Raw genomic sequence first — 18775 nt, 5'->3', positions numbered from 1 at the left:
AATCCACCCAACAAGGAAATATTAGATAGAGGCCAGGGCAACGAACCTCCACGGTCGCCGGTTTCTCGCGGCACCTGATGATGCACTTGATTGAATCCCGTATAGGCTTCCTCTATTTTGTTCGCGACGATATTGGCGGCCTGTTCCACGTTATGCACATCACTGACATACCGTTGTACGCTTTCCATTGCGCGACTCGCGGCAGCTCCTTGCCAGCCCTGTCCAATCGCATTGTTAATCTCGTGCTGGAAATCTATAGCTCCGTCCAGAGCACCCTTGGCCAGATCCCGCCAACCAAGCACACTATCCCAAATCTTCCCTAGATCGATGGATTCAATGAATTCAATGATCTTAGAATGAGGCATCGAGACAAACTGCTCGAGGACAGGCGGCACGACCTGAGGTAGATAGTTACCGTGGAAGTTCTCTGTTAAACGCACATTCTGTTCATGCAGCCGCTTGCGCGCCTCCTCTCCGGCTCTCTGTGCATCCATTTGCTCTGGATTCGGCCCATAGCTATCGCTCCCGTACTTCGTACCCAACAACGTGCCTATTGGGCCTGCACCGCCCGCGGCAATCGCACGACCTAGACCTTCCACGAAGTCATCGAAACCCACTGCGCCCCCGTTAGCTAGTTTTGATTAGCAGAATATGACATGCAGCAACTATCCAGTCTAGAGATCGAAAATTTGATCGCCCGCACTTTCGATTGCCTGCCGAGCACGACCATCTGCCGCTTTGTATGCCTCGCCAGCTTTCTGAAACATATCGATCATCTGCATAATAATCTCGATATGCTGAGCGAGTGAGTCATCGATTGAACCCGAACCTCGCCCACCAGTCACCAACTCATAGAACTTCCCACCCAACTCTCTCGCGGAGTCAAGTATCCCGAATGAGTCAATGTACACTAGGAACGACGCGGTCAACCTCACACTGTTGAGACTGCTGGCGTATCGGTTACAAATATCGATACAGCGTTCGGCTACCCCATCCTCGATGAGCAGACGACCCGCACTTGCCTCACTAGCCAAAAACTGAAATTCCCGCGTAATATTTGTTGCTTCAGACACCATTGACCTTACATGTATCTAGTCGGCTAGTTCATTGCGGGAATAACGAGTTCAATGATTCAGTCGAGCTGACCGCCACAGCGCACAACTCGTCAGCGCCCTTGTCTCTATCCCTGGCGAGATCATCTATCCTCAATTGAACAACACCGCGTGGTGTATCAAACACGACAATGCAATTATCAGGGGGTGAATTCTCAACACCCTGATAGAATGTCATAGCTTTCCGTCCTGAGATATCAACGTCCGTGAAATCGCGAAAAGTGTGGTTTGCCATAAATTCTGAAATAGGGTAGTCGGTAGCAAAAACCGCAAGTCCATGCCAACCGGCAATCCATGCGCAACCTTTCCACCCCGCGCGCGGAACCCGGAATGGGTTGTCATTCTTGGTGGCCGGATCCGCACCTAAGGCCACGATTGCGTCGTCTGGCAACGTGCATGGATCGTAGAGGCCGGCGTCGGTAGCACTTTGCCCAGCGTTCGCTTGCGGTGACATCTCGTCTCGGGCACTCGCCTGACCTGGCACCTGTTTTCCACATCCGGCCAACACCAGCACAGCACAGAGCCCGACTGTCGCCGCTAGCATTCGCACTACAACCCCCTGACCTCAGAGAAGACCTCGTCACAGCATAGCAACTCATGTATAGAGTTGACCCACGCCCGACGCCCTCAGCCCTGACTCCTAGAGGCCTATTCGTGTGTGCCCCGTGAACTCGGTGGCTGTTCGGCTGCGGGGCATTCCGTTCCATCCCGAACGTGTCGAGCGTCCGCTTTTCGGTTTGAACGAGTAGCGGCTCAACCGTATCTCATTGGGACGGCCGATTCTGCAGGAGAGCTCAAGGGAGCCAGTGCGGTTCGAGGCTATGACGGGACTGACGAAATGCAATTGGCCGAGGTGTCGGGCGAGTGCGTGCGGTGCTGCCGGCCACGTCGAGCCGCCGTGGACTCTGGGACTATTCTGGTCGATCATGCTGCTAGTGGTCGGGATGCGGCGCAACCTGACCCGGGCGTCAGCCAGCATGATGCACCGAAGGTAGCGGCTGCTGAAACCGGTGACTGCCGAGGTCCTGGCCGCCAACTTCCCTGCCCCCGCACGGTAGTAACCGCGGCTACGGTACTGGTCTACGCCACGATCTGTCCGGCGCGGAGTTGGCGAGCCCACCCAAGGTTCTTCTCCAACAGGACCCGCTGCGCCAGGATCAACGTACAGGTACCCGCGACCGGGACCGGCAAGCTGCTGGCCGCGAACGGTCTCCGTCCCTCGGCACGCCCACTAGGACGCCGTCGCCTACGCCGCGTGAGGGCTCGCCAGCAGCTGACTGGCCCGTACGCTCACCGAACTGGGCATTCTCGGTGTCAACGGCATCGAATGACCCCGATCTGCAAACGTCTCGGCCGGCTGGTGGGTCGTAACGACAAGCGCGTCAAGCGGGCACTGTCCGGGCTGCGTGCTCCTGTGGAAACTGCTGTGGCACAGCTGAAGACCTGGCGCGTGGTTGGCGGCCAAGCGGCTGCCCCGCCCACCGATCGGTATTCACCACCACGTTGCAGACAACGTCAGCCCGCACGTCTTCAAGACCCTATGAAGTAGGTCTACCGGAGCAGGAGCCTACCCACATCGACCATTGTGTACTACCCCCACTCGAACAAGCCGAAGCGAGGATCAGGCAGCGACGAGGCTGAACTCGCCGTTGCGGACTCCAGCCACGAACGCATTCCACTCTGCCAAGGTGTAGCTGAGGGTCGTACCGTCTACAGCACGAATGATCGCGCTGCCGTCGTCAGTGCGCTCTACAGACAGGGACCCAGTATCGAAGTCGTCGGTCAAACCTGCTACTGCATGGACAAATACAGACCATGACCCGTATCGAACCTCGACAATCGGCTGTCTCGCCGGTTCGTTCGCGCGGATGCGCGAAAATTTGCTGTCTCGGATCTGCACCCTATCGCCGACAAAGCGCACTTCTACGCAGTTACCTCCGCCTCCATCACCGCTGAAACTACTCTTGCGCCAATCTGGACTCGAATTCTGCTGGGGAACCATCAGTACTCCTCGAAGTTGTCGCCGACAGCGACTCCGTACAGCATAGCCAGCGGACCGCTTGAGCTATCAAGCATACTTCCGCAGTTGAGCCAGGGACTCTTCAGAGGTGAGTGCCGCTGCGTACAGGCGTTCGAACGCTGTAGTGAATTTGCTGATACCGTCATTCTCCACGTATATGACGCCAGCCGGAGTCTCGATGCACGCAAGGTCGGGGTAGGGCTCCGGCATGATGAAGACCTTGAACGACCCGTCCGGCGCCGCGTGTGCGCCAATGCTTTCGGGGAGTACACGAATATCGATATTCGCACGTTCGGCTTGCGTCGCGAGGTGTGCTATCTGGTCTTTGGCCGTAGACGCACCACCGACTTGCCTGCGCAACACGGACTCATCGAGAACAGTCGTCAAACACACAGGTCTGGGTCTGAACAAAACTTGCTGACGGATTGCTCGGACTTCGAGCCAGCGGTCGATCTGCTCATCGGGTGCTCCGGGATCAACTGCACGGATTACGGCGTGGGCGTAGGTCGGCGTCTGCAGTAGCCCAGGCACGACGACCGCATTGAACGACTGTATCTCAGTTGCTCTGGCTTCGATCCAGGCGTAGTCGATGATCGAGGGGTCGACGTCTCGTGCATAGCCCTCCCACCAACCCTTTTGCCAGACCTCAAGACTCAGTTTGCGCAGTGATGCTCGCGCCTTCTCTTCTGAAACGCCGTAGAGAGTCAACAGTTCCTGTACATCGTCCTCGCGTGGAGGGTACAGCCCTGCTTCGAATCGACTCACGGTCGACGAGTCGCGCTTCAGATACGCCGCAGCTTCTTTCAAGGTCATACCCGCCTCGTCCCGGTATCTCTTGAGCTGCTGCCCCAACCACTGAGCACGGAGAGTCGGGGCTGGCTTGTCGGCCATACGTACACCTCCATGTCGATGTTGTGGGCGAATCCTACTCTCTCAAGTTCTGTGCAATTTTGCACGGAACCTCCGTCTAGACGTCTAATATCCAAATATTGCCCGCACATCTCAAATTTGATGGCAACACCGACATCTCGATCAACAGGGGGTCTCCATGACAGTGCAGGTGACCAGAGGTTCATTCATGTCCAGTGATCGCACGACGCACCACGCGAGATCGGTTGGGCAAGGCCGCTGGACCGTGAGCTTCCTACCGGGGAGAACGCTCACCACCGACCAAGCGGTGGCCGCACTACGCGCCGCCGAAGAAATCGACGGCGTCCAAAGGCTGGCTCGGGCAGTGGGTCTGACCGCTGCGGAGCTAGCCGGAATGGCCGCGGTGGAATGTTCCTGGGCGCCAGCGGAAGCCGGGCAACCGCGGAATCGGTTCGGGCTCCGCCGCACCAGCGGATCACAGTGAGGCGTGCCCGATGACACCACCACTGCCGTCCAAAGACCTGCTACTGGAAGCCTGCGCCGGAACGGTACACCTGCCGCACCCGGTGCTGGTTGCCGCACACGAACTGACCCTGCTCCACCACGCTCGGCGGGCGGCCGAACCGCCTCGCATCGATGACATCGATTGCGCGCGTGCTGGATGGGTGCGCGACATCGATCGGTGGGTCGCCACCACCATGCCGCCACCACTCGGTGCAGCTGCGATGCATTCGGAAACGATGGGCATGGTCGTCGACCGGCTGGTGCAGTTCTGTGTGCACGCCTTCGCCACCCTGCGCGTCGACACCCCGGCCTGCGAGCTGCATTTCGCCTGGAAGCGGTTGGCGGAGTTGAGTCTCGTTTACACCGACCTCGCCGCCGAGATCACTGCACGCACCCGCAGGCTGCCGGACCTCACCGCACCTCGACCCGACGAGCGTCGCGCCGACGGAGGCGGTGATCATGACCGATAGCCGCACTGGCTACCAGCCGACAGCGCCCAGCGGCCCAACCGAACACCTCGCTCTGGCAGCGCAGCCCACGGCGATTCCAGTCGCGGCAATGTTCGTGCGCGACGTCCTACGGAAATGGTGTCGGCCGGATCTGATAGCCGACGTCGAGCGGGCGACAGATGCGCTGACAACAGGGTTCGTCACCGCGATCGAAGCCCATCGGTCGGCGCATCCGACACGGATGACGGTGTGCATACGCGCAGTGGGTGGCCGGGTGGTGGTCGAACTCTACGACTCTCCGGAGAACGCTGCACTTGCCGAAGACGCCGGTCGATCGATCAGCGAAGGTCTCGAACGGATCGGCGTACGGCACGGCCGCTACCGCGCAGGCGGACACACCGTGTCGTGGTGCGAAATCGGACAGCCGCAACGCCGGTTCACCCCGGGTCGGCCTGCTGCGGCGTCGAATCACCAACACACACCCACCTCTACCGAAGCCCTGGGGGAGCTTTCGTGGAACAGTCCGCAAGGCCACGGTTGTGGCCGCACCAACGCGACGCCGTCGACAAGATCTGCGCCGAACTGGACGCCACCGGGAAGGGATGTAGACGAGCGACGATAGTTGCGGCCTGCGGAACGGGGAAGACGATCATCGGGGCCGAGTCGTCGCGGCGACTGGCCCGTGAAGGCCGAGTGTTGGTGCTCGTTCCGACAGTGGAATTGCTGACGCAGACCGCACACGCCTACGTCGTGTACTTGGGCGCCGCAAGCGGACTGGTCGCGGCAGTCTGTGGCGACGCCCGCGCCACCGACGCGGCGGCAACGCTCCGTAGCGAGGTGCACGGCCCGCACGCCCCGGTGACGACCGACCCGCACGACATCGCCCACGTGGTCCGGCGTCGCGGTCGCATCACGGTATTCGCGACCTACGCCAGCCTCGCGGTGATCATCGCAGCACATACCGAATACCGGCTGCCGGGATGGGATCTGATCGTGATCGACGAAGCGCATCGCACCGCCGGGCTCGCCGGGCGCTGGGCTCAGGTTCACGACGACCGGTTGCTACCGGCGCGCCGTCGGCTGTATTCGACCGCGACACCACGCGTTCCGACCACTGGCGGGGTCGACCTGATCAGCATGGACGACCCCACGGTGTTCGGGCGGCGGGTATTTCACCTGTCGTTCGCGGCGGCCATCGACGCCGATCTGCTCGCCGACTACCGGGTCGCGGTGGTGACGGTCACCGATGGAGAGGTCGCGAAACTGACCGCGTCGCAGCAGATCGTGACAGTCGACGGGCATGCGGTCTCGGCGCGGATGCTGGGAATGCAGATCGCGTTGGCGAAAGCGATCCGCGACTATCGACTGCGGCGGGTGATCACCTATCACGGGCGAGTGCTGTCGGCGCGCCGATTCGCCGCCGGACTGCGGCGTGCAATCGACATGCTTCCGACAGACCACCGGCCATACCGGCCGGTCCACGCGCACTGGGTGAGCGGAGATATGCCGCCTGACCGCCGCCGGCACGCCTTGGCCGCGTTGCGCGAACCCGGCGAATCGACGGTCGTACTCGCCAATGCCCGTGTGCTCGCCGAAGGCGTGGACGTGCCCGCCTTGGACGCGGTGATGTTCGCCGACCCGAGAGACTCCGCCACCGACGTGGTGCAAGCAGTCGGGCGTGCCGTGCGCCGCGGCCCCGACAGCACCAAGGTCGCCACGATCATCGTGCCGATCTTCCTCACCGAGGACGAGAATCCGACAGCGGCCCTGGAAGGTTCGGAGTTCGACACCGTGTGGCGGGTCGTGCGAGCGCTGCGCGCCCATGACGAACGCATCGCCGACTACCTCGCAGCACGACGACGCAGCACCAACCGCCGTGACCGAACGTCACCTGATCACGAGCCGGCTCCCCCGTGGCTGCACATCGACGGCGCCCCGGCGCGGGTCGGCGACGAATTCCACCGCTCGATCCTGCTGCGCACCGTGGACACCACCGCCGTGTCCTGGTGGGACAGCTATGACGCGCTGGTCGCCTACCACACCGAACACGGCACCGCTGAAGTCCCGCACAACCACGTCACGCTCGACGGGCATGCGCTGGGCGCCTGGTTGGCCAACCAACGGCGACGTCACCGTGACGGCAACCTCACCGACGCCGAGACGGCCGCCCTGCACGCCCTTGGCATCGACCCGGCCGACCGCCGTCGCCGCGACCCCGGGCACGACACCCAGTGGGCCGAAAACATCTCCGCTGCACGGGCTTTTCATGCCGAGCACGGTCACCTCGACATTCCCGAAACCTACCGAACCCCCGACGGTCGCCGCCTCGGCACATGGTTGCGACACTGCCGCGGCCACCACCACGCCGGGACGCTGCGTCCCGACCGCATCGCACAACTGGAGGCGCTCGACATCGATTGGCGCCCGCTACACACCCAATGGCTGCGTGCCATCGACGCGCTGCGCGAATTCCGCGCCCAGCACGGCCACATCGACGTGCCGCAACGGCATGTCACCAGCGATGGCCTGCGGCTCGGAACCTGGCTGAACAGCAACCGACGCCACCGGCGACTCGGCCACCTGAGCCCCGAACGCATCGCACAACTCGACGACCTCGGGGTGGCCTGGGACCCGAGCGCGACCGCCTGGCACACCGGCCTGCGCCGGTTCGCCGAATATCGCCGCGAGCACGGCACCGGCCGCGTCCCGCTGCGTTACGTGACCGCCGACGGCTACAAACTCGGTAATTGGATCGCCACCCAACGCCGCAACTATCATGCCGGAACGCTCAGCTCTGATCGTGTCTCGACACTCGAGGCGCTCGGGATGGACTGGAACCCATGCGAAACCCTCTGGACCACAGGTATCGATCTGCTCATCACCTACCGAAACGAGCACGGAACGGTGGCGGTCCCGTCGAAGTACATCACCGCCAACGGCTTCCATCTCGGCAGCTGGCTGACCACCCGTCGCAAGCAATACCGCGCCGGCGCCCTGCACCCGGATCGAGCCGCCCAGCTGCGCGCACTCGGTGTAGACCTCGGGCCACCTCCGCCTGGACAATCGCACACCCGCTAGGAGCTACATCACAGGCACACAGTTGAACTCGGCCAGCCCGGTATTCGGTTCGGCCGGGTGGCGTGATGTCGGCTCCAAACGCCCGCTCAGATCACTCGAGTATTCGCCCGCCTTGCCGGCCGTCGTCCGGAAGATTCGCTGCAGCAGCGTACGGTGCACAACAGAAGCAGTGACACCGGCCACGACTGGGCTCACAACAGCGTCCGGGGATCGCCCGAGCCGAACACCTTGCCCCCTGCCGATTGCGGGTTCAGCAGGTGGCCGCAACCCGGCTATCATCGTGATCCAGATCAATGATGCCGAACCTTGGGGGGGATCGTGGCGCTGCTTCGAGCCGATATCGACGGGCTGACCGCCCTGTGCAACACGTTGGAAGATGTCGCCGAGCAGGTCGATGACATCGACGTGCGTACCGCGGCCAAGGATGTCGCGGCCGTATTGCCGGGAACACCACTCGGCGGGGCGTGCGAACTGGCTACCGAATACACCGAGGGCGCGTGGCTGCGGGTCTCCCAGCGGATCGGCCACGTGTCGACCGCTGTTCGACAGGCGGCTGCCGACTTGTCCGCGACGGACGAGGGCTTCGCCGCAGACCTCGACGCCTTCGACTTCCACATTCAAGGGGGCCGAAAGTGAGCGATGAATGGGATCTCACCCGAACCAACGTCACTGCGTGGAAAACGGAGCAATTGGTCGGCCTGGCCGACACCATCACCAAGGGCAATGGCACGTTCGACTACCAGATCGGTCGGATGACGCAGCAATTCGCCGATATCGGCCCTAGTTGGTCCGGTCGTGCGCACGATGCCGCCTACGATCGCGTCACCGAAGATCGGCGGCAGGCGCTGAAGGTCAAATACGAGACCGACGATCTCGCGGCGGTGCTGACGCAGGCCGCCGACCGACTGTTCTGGGAGCGCGACAACCTGTTGAAGAAAGTCGCCGAGGTCGAGGCCCCGCGCTCGCTCGGCATCGACGTCCCAGTCACCGTCGAGAACAACTGGCAGATCAGTCTCCGGTGGACCGGAGACGAGACCCAAGAGCAGCGCAACAACGCGGAGGAGAATGCCAAGGGCCACCAGAACCTGATCAACACGGCGTGGAACGCGCTGCGCAACGCCGCGCACGAGGTCGATCGACTCATCCGTGCTGCCGCCCAGCAGATCCGCGACGCAGGCAGCTACTTCGGTGACGGAGTAGACGCGCCTGCGATTCCCGGCACCGCCGATTCACAGAAGGAACCGACCGCTCGGGATGGCATCGAGGACGGCCAAGCTATCGCCGACGGTACCGCGACCGATGACGAGATTCAGCGAATCACCGACCACCTCGCCCAAGCCGGCCTGACACCAGAGCAGCTCGAGGCGATGGGCCGCGGCGAGGAAGTCACCGTCCCGCAATCCACCCTCAGCTATCTGCGCACCTTCTACGAGAACGCTGGCAAGGACGGCCTGCTCACGCTCTCGACTTCACTGCAAGCCAACGGTTCCCCCGAAGCATTGGGCTTGCAACGAAGTATCGCCGCCGGGATGATGACCGTCTCGAACGAGCAGATCGTGTCGAAGAACGCGATGGGTGACGTCCAAGGACGCGGCAGCTGGGACCATCTCCCCGCGGAAATCAAAGAGTTGGTCGGCACGCGGCCCTACAGCAGTACTGGCGGCGGGGACGCCAACAGTCCCGACATGCCCGAAGGTTACATCGGTCCTGGCGCGACAGTCGGCTACAACAACGACATGTCGGCCTTCGCCTCCCTACTCAACAGCGCCGACCAGGGGTACCAGCCCGGCGACAAGTTCGCTGTCGAACTGTCACGACAGGCTGCATACCTGGCGTGGCTCAACGATCCCAGCTCGGGCACAGCCTACGAAGCAGGCGGCATGCCTGATCGAATCGGCGACGAGGCCGTCCAGAACCTGCTCGGAGCAGGTACCCGCAACCATGACGCGAAATGGGCGCTGATCACCGGAAACGGCTCACCCGAACTACTCGGCGAGGGATACCACCGCGACCAGATCATGGTCCCACTCCTGCGGCACGACTGGGATGATGACGGCGAGGCACTCGAAGGCATGTTCAACTGGATCGACGACAATGCTCACGTCGCTCCCGGCCAAACTCCCTCGATCGCCAATATCCATGCAGGAGAAGCCGCGTTCGGGGTTTCCCAGCTGCTGTCCACCACCCAATCCGGATTCGACGGCAACCCCCTCCACGCCAACTGGCTCGACATGCCCGGTCACGAGAATCAGTCACTCGGGCAGGTCAATCCGGAACTGGTGAAAGCCATGGCCGAAGGGCTCTCACCGTATACCGGCAAGCTGGTCGAGATGCCGGACTACATCTCGGGCACCGAAGGTTTCGGTGACCTCGGCGGCCCTATCGAAGCGGTCCGTGTCATGACTGTCCTCAACGGAGACGCCACCGCCTCCGCCATCATCAATGGCGCTGCCCTGAGCGAATCACAACGCCTCGACCAGCAGTTCGCGGCGCAAGAGATCCTCGGAGAAGGCAATCGGCGCAGCATCTACTACGGCAACCGGCTGCACTGGCTCGTCGGCGAAGCCTTGAACACGGAATTCGATGAACGCCATGACGACGCCCAAACCACCGCCGACGACCGGAAGGCCCGCTTCAACACCGCCTACACCGCAGCACAGATCGCCGTGGGCGGTTTCGGCCCGGCACAGGCCGGAGTGGCCGCAATCGCCGAATTGACGCGTAGCTCGGTCAACGATGCCATCGGGTTCGACCCGGAAACCGTGAGCCCGTACGCGCCGATGACCTTCGACGGAGGAACCTACGATCACGCCAAGTTCGGTACCGAGGAATACCGCAAGTACGTCATGCTTCAGCACTTGACCAATCAGGGAATCATCGATTTCGATTCCCTCCCGGCAGAATTGAAGAACGAGGGCGGGACCAGGTTCAAACCCTACTTCGAACTCGGGGCCGACAACCACGGCTCCCGATTCGATGTCAGTGTCGCCCTCGAAGGCATCGAAGACCGGCTTGTCGGTGCGGGCGTCGACGAGAGAAGGCTCAACGACTACCTCGCGAGCTACGATTCCGAAACAATCCGCCTGAACCAAGTTATAAACTCCCCAGGGACTATCGGGAACAGTTGGCCACACCTATGACACGACACCGGATTGCTCAGCTCGCGGCGATGATGCTTGCCGTGCTGTCGGTGGCAGGTTGCAGCCAGACCACCTCGTCCGCGCCTGATCCGACGACCACTGTGGCGCCCCCGCCCGCGTACTACATTCCGCCTGATCAGGTCCGCGATGCCTCCGCGGTCTGGTCGGCCGATCCACCGATCGACCTGCTGTCCTCGGAAGCCGCGCTGGTCCGCGCGGCGTTGGAGTCCGATCTCATCGGTGCTGCCGCCGGAATAGACCGAACTTATCCCGGTTTCGAGGAAGCGCTCGACCGAAGCCAACGTTTCCGCTACAATCACGACAGCAGTCGCGGGCCGACCAAGGGAACACTGCGGGGGCACATCCAAACCATCACCCCTACAGCCACGGGATTCACGGCATTCTTCTGCATCCAGTACAACAACCTCGCGAGACTGGTAGAAAGCGGCGACTACGTGCGCTCGCACACGCTCGCGGTCGGGGCGGACATCGAATTCAGCCGCGACGACCCCGATCCCCGTCCCTCAACGGCTACCACGACACCGCAGACCAACACACCGGACGCCTCGTCCAACGGCTCCTGGCACGCACCGACCTACGACGTGTTCGCCGGATGGCGAGTGGAGTACCCCTCCACCGGCACACTCGAGGAAAACCGCGCCCGCTGCCAACCGTGGTCACTCACGATCGACCCGACCGCAACCGAACTGCGCGGTGAGTCCATCCGCAGCACAGAGCCGCCGCCCACCCTGCCCGCATTCCCCGGCTGGACCACTCGACCCCGATAACACCGCCGAAACAGGTCTCTCCAGCATCCGGGAATCGAAACCGATTGGCCTCGATCCACACTCGAACTCGTCCCTGTCGAGCACCTTCGGCACCCGACCTGATGGCCTCGCCGTAGTATTCCGGGCCGACTCCGAGCTCCCAACAACAGGAGCACGGAGTTCGGTTGCGGAACCAGCATTTCGGAAACCGATCGAGCGCCTCTACGCACACTTCCCGCCTCGGGCGGCTACCCGAGCACCGGGAAGTTGGCCCGAATGATCCCGTGCGGGTCCACGGCGCGTTTGATCTCACGCAGCCGGGTCAGCGTCGCGGAATCGAATGCGGCCGATGCGTTTTCTTCCGGCGCGAGGAACGTGTACGGCTTCTGGCCACTGATCTGGCCACCGAGCGCGTCGACTATCGCACCCAACCGCGCGCGCACCCCATCGACCAGGTGCGGCAGTCCGAGCCCGAAAAGATAGAGCATATACGGCTCCGCGATCGGGCCGCGTGCACCGCCGCCCACGCGCGGCTCGCTCAAAGCCCCACCGAGGTGACGGATCTGCACGTCGAGCAGTGGGGCGATCGGCTCGTCGATCAAAGTTTCGACCACGGCGTCGCCGAGGCCGGTCAGCTGTTCAGCCCGGAAGAACCCCGGGCTCGGATCGGTGGGTTCGTCGGCGACGGCGCCGACATCGACGGGCTTGCGCAGCATGCGGTTGTCCAGAATCGGATCACCGATGACATCGAACCGCGCGAGCAGCTCTCGGCCGCGATCCGCATCGCCCAGGTAGACCGCATCGAGGGCGACCATGGGCGGCGCGTCCGGGAAGTGGAAGCGCTGGAACCAGACACTCAGCTCCTCCGGCGCCGTCGCGGTGACCTCCTGGAAGAGCTCGAAGGCCGCCCGAGTCCGGTTCGCCGGCCACAGCATACGGCCGCCGTAGATCTCCGGCGCGGGAAACAGATCGAATTCCAGTGCGGTGACCACCGCGAAGTCACCGCTGCCACCACGCAACGCCCAGAACAGGTCCGGATCGCTCTCGGCGGTGACCCGACGTTGCGTGCCCTCCGCATCGACGATCTCGAACGCGCGCACCGCATCCGAGGCCCAGCCGTGTCTGCGGCCGAACCAGCTCAACCCGCCGCCCAGGGTGTAGCCGGTCGCGCCGACCACTGGGCTGGAGCCCGCAAGACCGGTCAGGCCGTGCTCACTGGTGGCGGCCAGCACCCGCCGCCAATTGGCGCCGGCGCCTACCCGCGCCACCCGCTCGGTGGGGGCGACCTCGACATTGTCCAGCTGTGCGGTGCGCAGCAGAATCGCCTTCGCGGTGTTGCCCGAAGCGCCGTGTCCGGTCGGCTGGGTGGCCACCGGAATTCCGGCGCGGCTTGCGTACCGCACGACGGTCGCGACGTCGTCCGCGGTGGCGGCATGCGCTACGGCAGCCACCGGCTGATCGACTGTCGTTATCCACGGCCGGGCCGCGTCCTCGAACCCGTCGTCACCGGGTAGCTGCACCCGGCCTGGCAATGCAGCACGCAGCTCATCGAAGGTCATCGCACTCTCCTGACTCTTGCATTCGTATCGAAGTGAGCGCAGACACCGAATCCGAAGCCCGGCCGTTGGGCGGGCAGTGGATCGTGCCGCGACTACCTCATTGACGAAAGATAGTCAGCAAGGGTGACATCGAGCAGAACACCGCAGGTCGGAGCAGGTCAGCTCGACTCGGTGCGGTCCGCGGCGGCGGACTGGTCGGCGCGACGGATGATGCCGTGGTCGGTCCCGTCGTCGGCCTCTTGGTCCGGTTCGGGGTGATCGCGTTCGAAATTGGCGGGCAGGCGCTTGATGTGCCGGTTCATCGACCAGATCAGCACCGAAGTACCCACCAACAGAACCAGAATGATGAGGAACCCCAGTGGTGACGCCTTGCCGAACTCCGGCCCGGTGGGCGTGCCGGAGGATTGCGCGAGCAGGACCAGCGTCACGACCGTTCGTCCTCGATACCGGCGAACAAATCGGTTTCCGGCAGCTCGGTGCGGACCCGGGTCCGGGCCAGTTCGAACTCCTCGGTGGGCCACAGCCGCTGCTGCATCTCCAGCGGAATGGCGAAGAACGCGCCGTTCGGGTCGATTTGCGTTGCATGCGCGCGCAGAGCATCATCGCGCTGCGGGAAGTACTTGCCGCAGTCGATCTGCGTGGTGACCCGGGCGAAGACATCGCCGCGCGCGGCGGTGTATTGGCGCATGCGCTCCACCCACTCCTGCAGCGGGAACGGTTCACCGATGCGCTCGTACTCCGCGGCGAACACTTCCAGGCGCTGCTTGCTGAATCCGTGGTCGTAGTACAGCTTCAGCGGCGTCCACGGCTGGCCCGCGGCGGGGAAGCGCTCCGGGTCGCCCGCTGCCTCGAAGGCGGCTACCGATACCTCATGGCAGCGGATGTGATCGGGATGCGGGTACCCGCCGGTCTCGTCGTAGGTGGTCACGACATGTGGCTTGAACTCGCGGATCACCCGAACCAGCGCCTCGGTCGACTCCTCCAGCGGAACCAACGCGAAGGACCCCTCCGGCAGCGGCGGCAGGGGGTCGCCCTCGGGCAGACCCGAGTCGACGAAGCCGAGCCAGTGCTGGCGCACCCCCAGTGCGCGCGCCGCGGCGGCCATCTCCTCGCGGCGAATGTCGTCGATCCGTTCCAGGACTCCGGGGGTGTCCATGGCCGGATTCAAGATGCTGCCCCGCTCCCCTCCGGTCAGCGTGACCACGAGGACTTCGTGTCCCTCGTCGGCGTAGCGCGCCGTGGTCGCAGCGCCCTTGCTGGATTCGTCATCGGGGTGGGCATGTACCGCCATGAGGCGAAGGCCACTCACGTATCGTTCTCCGTCGCTCTCGGTCGCGGGTATCGGGACTTCGTTACCTATAGTTCCATCCGACCCATTTTTGTTCCGAACATACCCCCTAGGAGCGATCCCATGAGCGAGCCTGCGCCGGAGGCTGCCGACGCCACGAGGGCCTCGGACCCGGCGTCGAGCAATGCTCTCACCGACCGGTACGGGACGCCGCCGCGGCGGCGACGCTGGATCGCCCTGGTCCTCGGCGGACTCGTGGTGCTCGCCGGCGTCGGAATCGCCTACCTCGGCTTTCAGAAATTCGGCCCACAGGACATCGAGGCCAAACAACTCAGCTACACCCTGGTCGACGAGTCGACCATCGATATTCGCTTCAAGGTCACTCGCGCCGACCCTTCCCGCCCCGTGGTCTGCTTCATCCGCGCGATGTCTCGTGACGCCACCGAGGTCGGCCGGCGCGAGGTGCTCATTGCCCCTTCCAGCAGCGGAACGGTGGAGTTGACCACCACTGTTCGCGCGTCGGAACGGCCGGCGGCGGGCAGCGTCTACGGGTGTAGTGACCAGGTTCCCAGCTACCTGCGAGCAGACTGAGTTTCCCGGTTCCGCGCGCAGCATGCGTCCTTCGCGGGGAATTTGCCTGAAACTTGCCCGCGAAATCAACTCCGACCTGCATTTTTACGAATCATGCTAAAATGGCTGGATACACGGTTCCGGGGCCCGGAGCCGTGTTTGCTGCATTGGCGGCCAGCGCTGACGGTTGGGGCTTGCGAGCTTGCCCGCAACCAGGGCCTGTCGGGGTTCGACGAACTTCCCAGGATCGCTCTAGCCGTCGAACGGTGTGTGCCCGCTCCCGGGTGCGTACACACTGGTGCTCAGGGAATCCCGGCCCGCCGGGAACAACTACGAGGGAGTGATCGAGATGACTGAGACGCAAGTGACCTGGCTGACCCCGGAGTCGCACGACAGGCTCAAGAGCGAACTCGACGCGCTCATCGCCAATCGTCCGGTCATCGCCGCCGAAATCAACGAACGCCGCGAAGAAGGCGACCTCAAGGAGAACGGTGGGTACCACGCCGCACGCGAGGAGCAGGGGCAGCAGGAAGCGCGCATCCGCCAACTGCAGGAACTGTTGAACAACGCCAAGGTCGGCGTCGCGCCGACCAAATCCGGCGTCGCGCTTCCCGGGTCGGTCGTCAAGGTCTACTACGACGGTGATGAGACGGACACCGAAACATTTCTGATCGCCACCCGCGAAGAGGGCCTGCGGGACTCCAAGCTGGAAACCTACTCGCCGAACTCCCCGCTCGGCGGCGCGCTGATCGACGCCAAGGTGGGCGAGACCCGCGAATACACCTTGCCCAATGGCAACACCATGAAGGTCACTCTGCTCAGCGCCGAGCCCTACCACAGCTGAGCCCCTCGGCCGGCGAGCCCTGCCCGGCCGAGGCCCGCATGGACGCAAGCGGCCGCGCCCGATATCCGGGTACGGCCGCTTTCTCATGCACGTGAATCTAACTCAATGCCTGTTCGAGGTCTGCAAGCAGGTCGCCGACATCCTCGATTCCGACCGACAAACGCACCAGATCCGCAGGTACCTCCAGCCGCGATCCTTCCGTGGACGCATGGGTCATCGCCGCGGGATGTTCGATCAGCGACTCGACGCCACCCAAGGATTCGGCCAGCGTGAACACTTCGGTTCGCGCACAGAACTTGCGCGCCGCCTCGACATCGCCGTGCAGGCGCACCGAGACCATGCCGCCGAATCGCCGCATCTGGGTTTCGGCCACGGCCCGGCCGGGATGCTCCGGCAGTCCGGGGTAGATCACCTGCGAGACCGCCGGCTGTCGAGACAGGAATTCCACCAGGGTCTCGGCATTGTCGCAGTGGCGATCCATGCGCACGCCGAGCGTCTTGATCCCCCGCAGGGTGAGGAAGGCGTCGAACGGGCCGGGAACCGCGCCCGCGCCGTTCTGCAGGAACGCGAATGCCGCGTCGAGTTCCGGATCGTTGGTGATCAATGCGCCACCGATCACATCGGAGTGACCGCCGAGATACTTCGTGGTGGAGTGCACGACGATATCGGCGCCCAGCTCCAACGGCTGCTGCAGGTACGGGGTGGCGAAGGTGTTGTCCACCACGAGCTTCGCGCCCGCGGCATGGGCGACCTCGGCCAAGGCGGGAATGTCGCCGATGTTCAGCAGCGGGTTGGTCGGGGTTTCGATCCACACCAGCTTGGTGTTCGGTCGAATGGCCGCGCGGATCTCGTCCACACTGGACACCGCGGCGGGTGAGTGGTCGATGCCCCAGTGGCGGAACACCTTGTCGATCAGTCGGAAGGTGCCCCCGTAGGCGTCGTCGGGAATCACGATGTGGTCGCCCGGCCGTAGGGTGGCCCGCAGCGCACAGTCGGTCGCAGCCATGCCCGAGGCGAAAGCTCGACCGTGGCGGCCCGATTCCAGGGCCGCGAGGTTCGCCTCCAGCGCAGCCCGGGTCGGGTTGCCGGTGCGCGCGTACTCGAAACCGCCGCGCAACCCGCCCACGCCGTCCTGAGCGAACGTCGAACTGGCGTAGATGGGCACATTCACCGCGCCGGTGTGTGGATCAGGATCGAACCCGGCATGCACGGCCCGTGTGGAGAATCCCAGCTCGCTCATGCGTTCAGCCTAATCGGGCAGATTTCGAGGTAGCCTTCCGGTGGTCGCCATGAGCTGCGCGAGGGCGCGTTCTCCGCATGATCTCCACCGAAACGTTCCGATCGGGTCGGTGTCACTACTGCTCGGACCGGAGGCGCCGCCGATTAGGCTGATTCCATGGTCACCCTCGACGAACTGTTCGCCACCGATGCGTTGCTCTCCGCCGACGAGCGTGAGATCCGCGACACCGTCGCGGCTTTCGCCACCCAGCGGCTGCGCCCGCACGTCGCGGACTGGTTCGAGGCGGGCACGTTCCCGGCTCGCGACATCGCCCCCGAGCTGGGCGCCCTGGGCCTGCTCGGCATGCATCTGGACGGCTACGGCTGCGCCGGAATGTCGGCAACCACCTACGGCCTGGCCTGCCAGGAGCTGGAAGCAGTCGACTCCGGGATCCGCAGCATGATCTCGGTGCAGGGGTCGCTGGCCATGACCGCGATCCACATGTTCGGCTCCGAACAGCAGAAACAGCAGTGGCTGCCCGAACTCGCCGCCGGCCGCATGATCGGTTGCTTCGGATTGACCGAATCCGATTTCGGCTCCAATCCCGGCGGGATGCGCACCATCGCGAAGCGCGACGGAACCGACTGGGTGCTGACCGGCTCGAAGATGTGGATCACCAATGGGTCGGTGGCCGACGTCGCAGTGGTGTGGGCGCAGACCGAAGAAAGCGGCAAGCGGGTGATCCGCGGCTTTCTCGTTCCCTCGGACACCCCGGGATTCACCACTCAGCAAATGAATCGCAAACTATCGCTGCGGGCGTCGATCACCGCCGAACTGACCTTCGACGGCGTCCGGCTACCCGCCGACGCGGTCCTGCCACAGTCGCGGGGACTGTCCTCGCCGCTCGCCTGCTTGTCCGAAGCGCGCTTCGGCATCGTCTTCGGTGCACTGGGCGCGGCCCGCGATTGCCTGGCGAGCACCATCGACTACGCCACGACCCGGGAGGTGTTCGCCAAGCCACTGGCCGCCTACCAGCTCACCCAGGCCAAACTGGCCGACATGGCGGTGGAGTTCGGCAAAGGGCAGCTGCTCGCGCTGCACCTCGGACGGTTGAAAGACCGCGGCGAGATCACTCCCGAACAGGTGAGTGCGGGCAAGTTGAACAGCACTCGCGAGGCCATCGCCATCGCCCGCCAGTGCCGCACCATTCTGGGGGCCAATGGCATCACCCTGGACTATCCGGTCATGCGCCATGCCAACAACTTGGAGTCGGTGCTCACCTACGAAGGCACCGCAGAGGTGCACCAGCTGGTACTGGGCCGCGCCCTGACCGATGCGAACGCCTTTCGCTGACG

Annotated in this window: 18 protein-coding genes; 10 read left to right on the top strand and 8 right to left on the bottom strand. The window is 63.7% G+C overall.

Annotated elements, in window-relative coordinates:
• Positions 1-674 precede the first annotated feature (674 nt).
• From K940_RS32270 to K940_RS0111845, 4 genes are all read right to left on the bottom strand, one after another.
• On the bottom strand, positions 675-1076 hold the full coding sequence (locus K940_RS32270; RefSeq protein WP_155980818.1) for a hypothetical protein: 402 nt from the start codon (positions 1074-1076) through the stop codon (positions 675-677).
• 28 nt (positions 1077-1104) lie between these two features.
• The gene (locus K940_RS31560) at positions 1105-1656 is read right to left on the bottom strand and encodes a DUF3558 domain-containing protein (RefSeq protein WP_081706303.1); all 552 of its coding nucleotides are present in this window, start codon (positions 1654-1656) and stop codon (positions 1105-1107) included.
• A 1077-nt stretch (positions 1657-2733) separates the two neighbouring features.
• Positions 2734-3114 (bottom strand): DUF397 domain-containing protein, encoded by a 381-nt coding sequence (locus K940_RS27920; protein ID WP_036528307.1) that lies wholly within the window; start codon positions 3112-3114, stop codon positions 2734-2736.
• Positions 3115-3180: 66 nt separating this feature from the next.
• On the bottom strand, positions 3181-4023 hold the full coding sequence (locus tag K940_RS0111845; RefSeq protein WP_028477732.1) for a helix-turn-helix transcriptional regulator: 843 nt from the start codon (positions 4021-4023) through the stop codon (positions 3181-3183).
• 187 nt (positions 4024-4210) lie between these two features.
• On the opposite strand from K940_RS0111845, the gene K940_RS27915 reads away from it, so the two are divergent.
• The 7 genes from K940_RS27915 (at position 4211) to K940_RS0111805 (ending at position 11961) form a co-directional block, all read left to right on the top strand.
• Positions 4211-4486, top strand: coding sequence for a hypothetical protein (locus K940_RS27915; RefSeq protein ID WP_231390337.1), 276 nt, complete (start codon positions 4211-4213; stop codon positions 4484-4486).
• A gap of 10 nt (positions 4487-4496) precedes the next feature.
• Positions 4497-4976 carry a DUF4254 domain-containing protein gene (locus K940_RS27910; protein ID WP_051407102.1) on the top strand — a complete coding sequence of 160 codons (480 nt, stop codon included), beginning with the start codon at positions 4497-4499 and terminating at the stop codon, positions 4974-4976.
• Positions 4966-5577 (top strand): hypothetical protein, encoded by a 612-nt coding sequence (locus K940_RS32965; RefSeq protein WP_196812169.1) that lies wholly within the window; start codon positions 4966-4968, stop codon positions 5575-5577. Before K940_RS27910 ends, K940_RS32965 begins: the two co-directional genes overlap by 11 nt.
• Positions 5469-8033, top strand: a complete 2565-nt coding sequence (locus K940_RS0111825; RefSeq protein WP_028477730.1) for a DEAD/DEAH box helicase — start codon at positions 5469-5471, stop codon at positions 8031-8033. Before K940_RS32965 ends, K940_RS0111825 begins: the two co-directional genes overlap by 109 nt.
• A 318-nt stretch (positions 8034-8351) precedes the next feature.
• Entirely contained in the window at positions 8352-8669 is a 318-nt protein-coding gene (locus tag K940_RS0111815) for a hypothetical protein (RefSeq protein ID WP_028477728.1), read from the top strand.
• Complete coding sequence (locus tag K940_RS0111810) at positions 8666-11173, top strand: WXG100 family type VII secretion target (protein WP_028477727.1); 2508 nt, start codon at positions 8666-8668, stop codon at positions 11171-11173. Before K940_RS0111815 ends, K940_RS0111810 begins: the two co-directional genes overlap by 4 nt.
• Entirely contained in the window at positions 11170-11961 is a 792-nt protein-coding gene (locus K940_RS0111805; protein WP_028477726.1) for a hypothetical protein, read from the top strand. The genes K940_RS0111810 and K940_RS0111805 overlap by 4 nt, the downstream gene beginning before the upstream one ends.
• Positions 11962-12188: 227 nt before the next feature.
• On the opposite strand, the gene K940_RS0111800 is transcribed toward K940_RS0111805, so the two are convergent.
• From K940_RS0111800 to mca, 3 genes are all read right to left on the bottom strand, one after another.
• A complete protein-coding gene (locus K940_RS0111800; RefSeq protein ID WP_028477725.1) occupies positions 12189-13499 on the bottom strand; it encodes an FAD-binding oxidoreductase in 1311 nt (436 codons plus the stop codon).
• A gap of 158 nt (positions 13500-13657) precedes the next feature.
• Complete coding sequence (locus tag K940_RS27905) at positions 13658-13927, bottom strand: hypothetical protein (RefSeq protein WP_036528305.1); 270 nt, start codon at positions 13925-13927, stop codon at positions 13658-13660.
• Positions 13924-14790, bottom strand: a complete 867-nt coding sequence (gene mca / locus K940_RS0111790; RefSeq protein ID WP_028477724.1) for a mycothiol conjugate amidase Mca — start codon at positions 14788-14790, stop codon at positions 13924-13926. The genes K940_RS27905 and mca overlap by 4 nt, the downstream gene beginning before the upstream one ends.
• Positions 14791-14910: 120 nt before the next feature.
• Here mca and K940_RS0111785 point away from each other — a divergent pair, with 120 nt between their 5' ends.
• Positions 14911-15378 (top strand): DUF4307 domain-containing protein, encoded by a 468-nt coding sequence (locus K940_RS0111785; protein WP_028477723.1) that lies wholly within the window; start codon positions 14911-14913, stop codon positions 15376-15378.
• 328 nt (positions 15379-15706) lie between these two features.
• A complete protein-coding gene (gene greA, locus K940_RS0111780; protein WP_028477722.1) occupies positions 15707-16201 on the top strand; it encodes a transcription elongation factor GreA in 495 nt (164 codons plus the stop codon).
• Positions 16202-16298: 97 nt separating this feature from the next.
• Here the strand turns inward: greA and K940_RS0111775 are convergent, their stop codons facing one another.
• Positions 16299-17441 carry a cystathionine gamma-synthase gene (locus K940_RS0111775; RefSeq protein WP_028477721.1) on the bottom strand — a complete coding sequence of 381 codons (1143 nt, stop codon included), beginning with the start codon at positions 17439-17441 and terminating at the stop codon, positions 16299-16301.
• A 156-nt stretch (positions 17442-17597) separates the two neighbouring features.
• Between K940_RS0111775 and K940_RS0111770 the strand changes: the two genes are divergently transcribed.
• Complete coding sequence (locus tag K940_RS0111770; RefSeq protein WP_028477720.1) at positions 17598-18773, top strand: acyl-CoA dehydrogenase family protein; 1176 nt, start codon at positions 17598-17600, stop codon at positions 18771-18773.
• Positions 18774-18775: the final 2 nt, after the last annotated feature.

This window comes from Nocardia sp. CNY236, assembly GCF_000482385.1.
In the GTDB taxonomy this organism is placed as follows: domain Bacteria; phylum Actinomycetota; class Actinomycetes; order Mycobacteriales; family Mycobacteriaceae; genus Nocardia.
The sequence above is the reverse complement of the archived record's forward strand: the minus strand, read 5'-3'. Positions and strand labels throughout refer to the sequence as shown.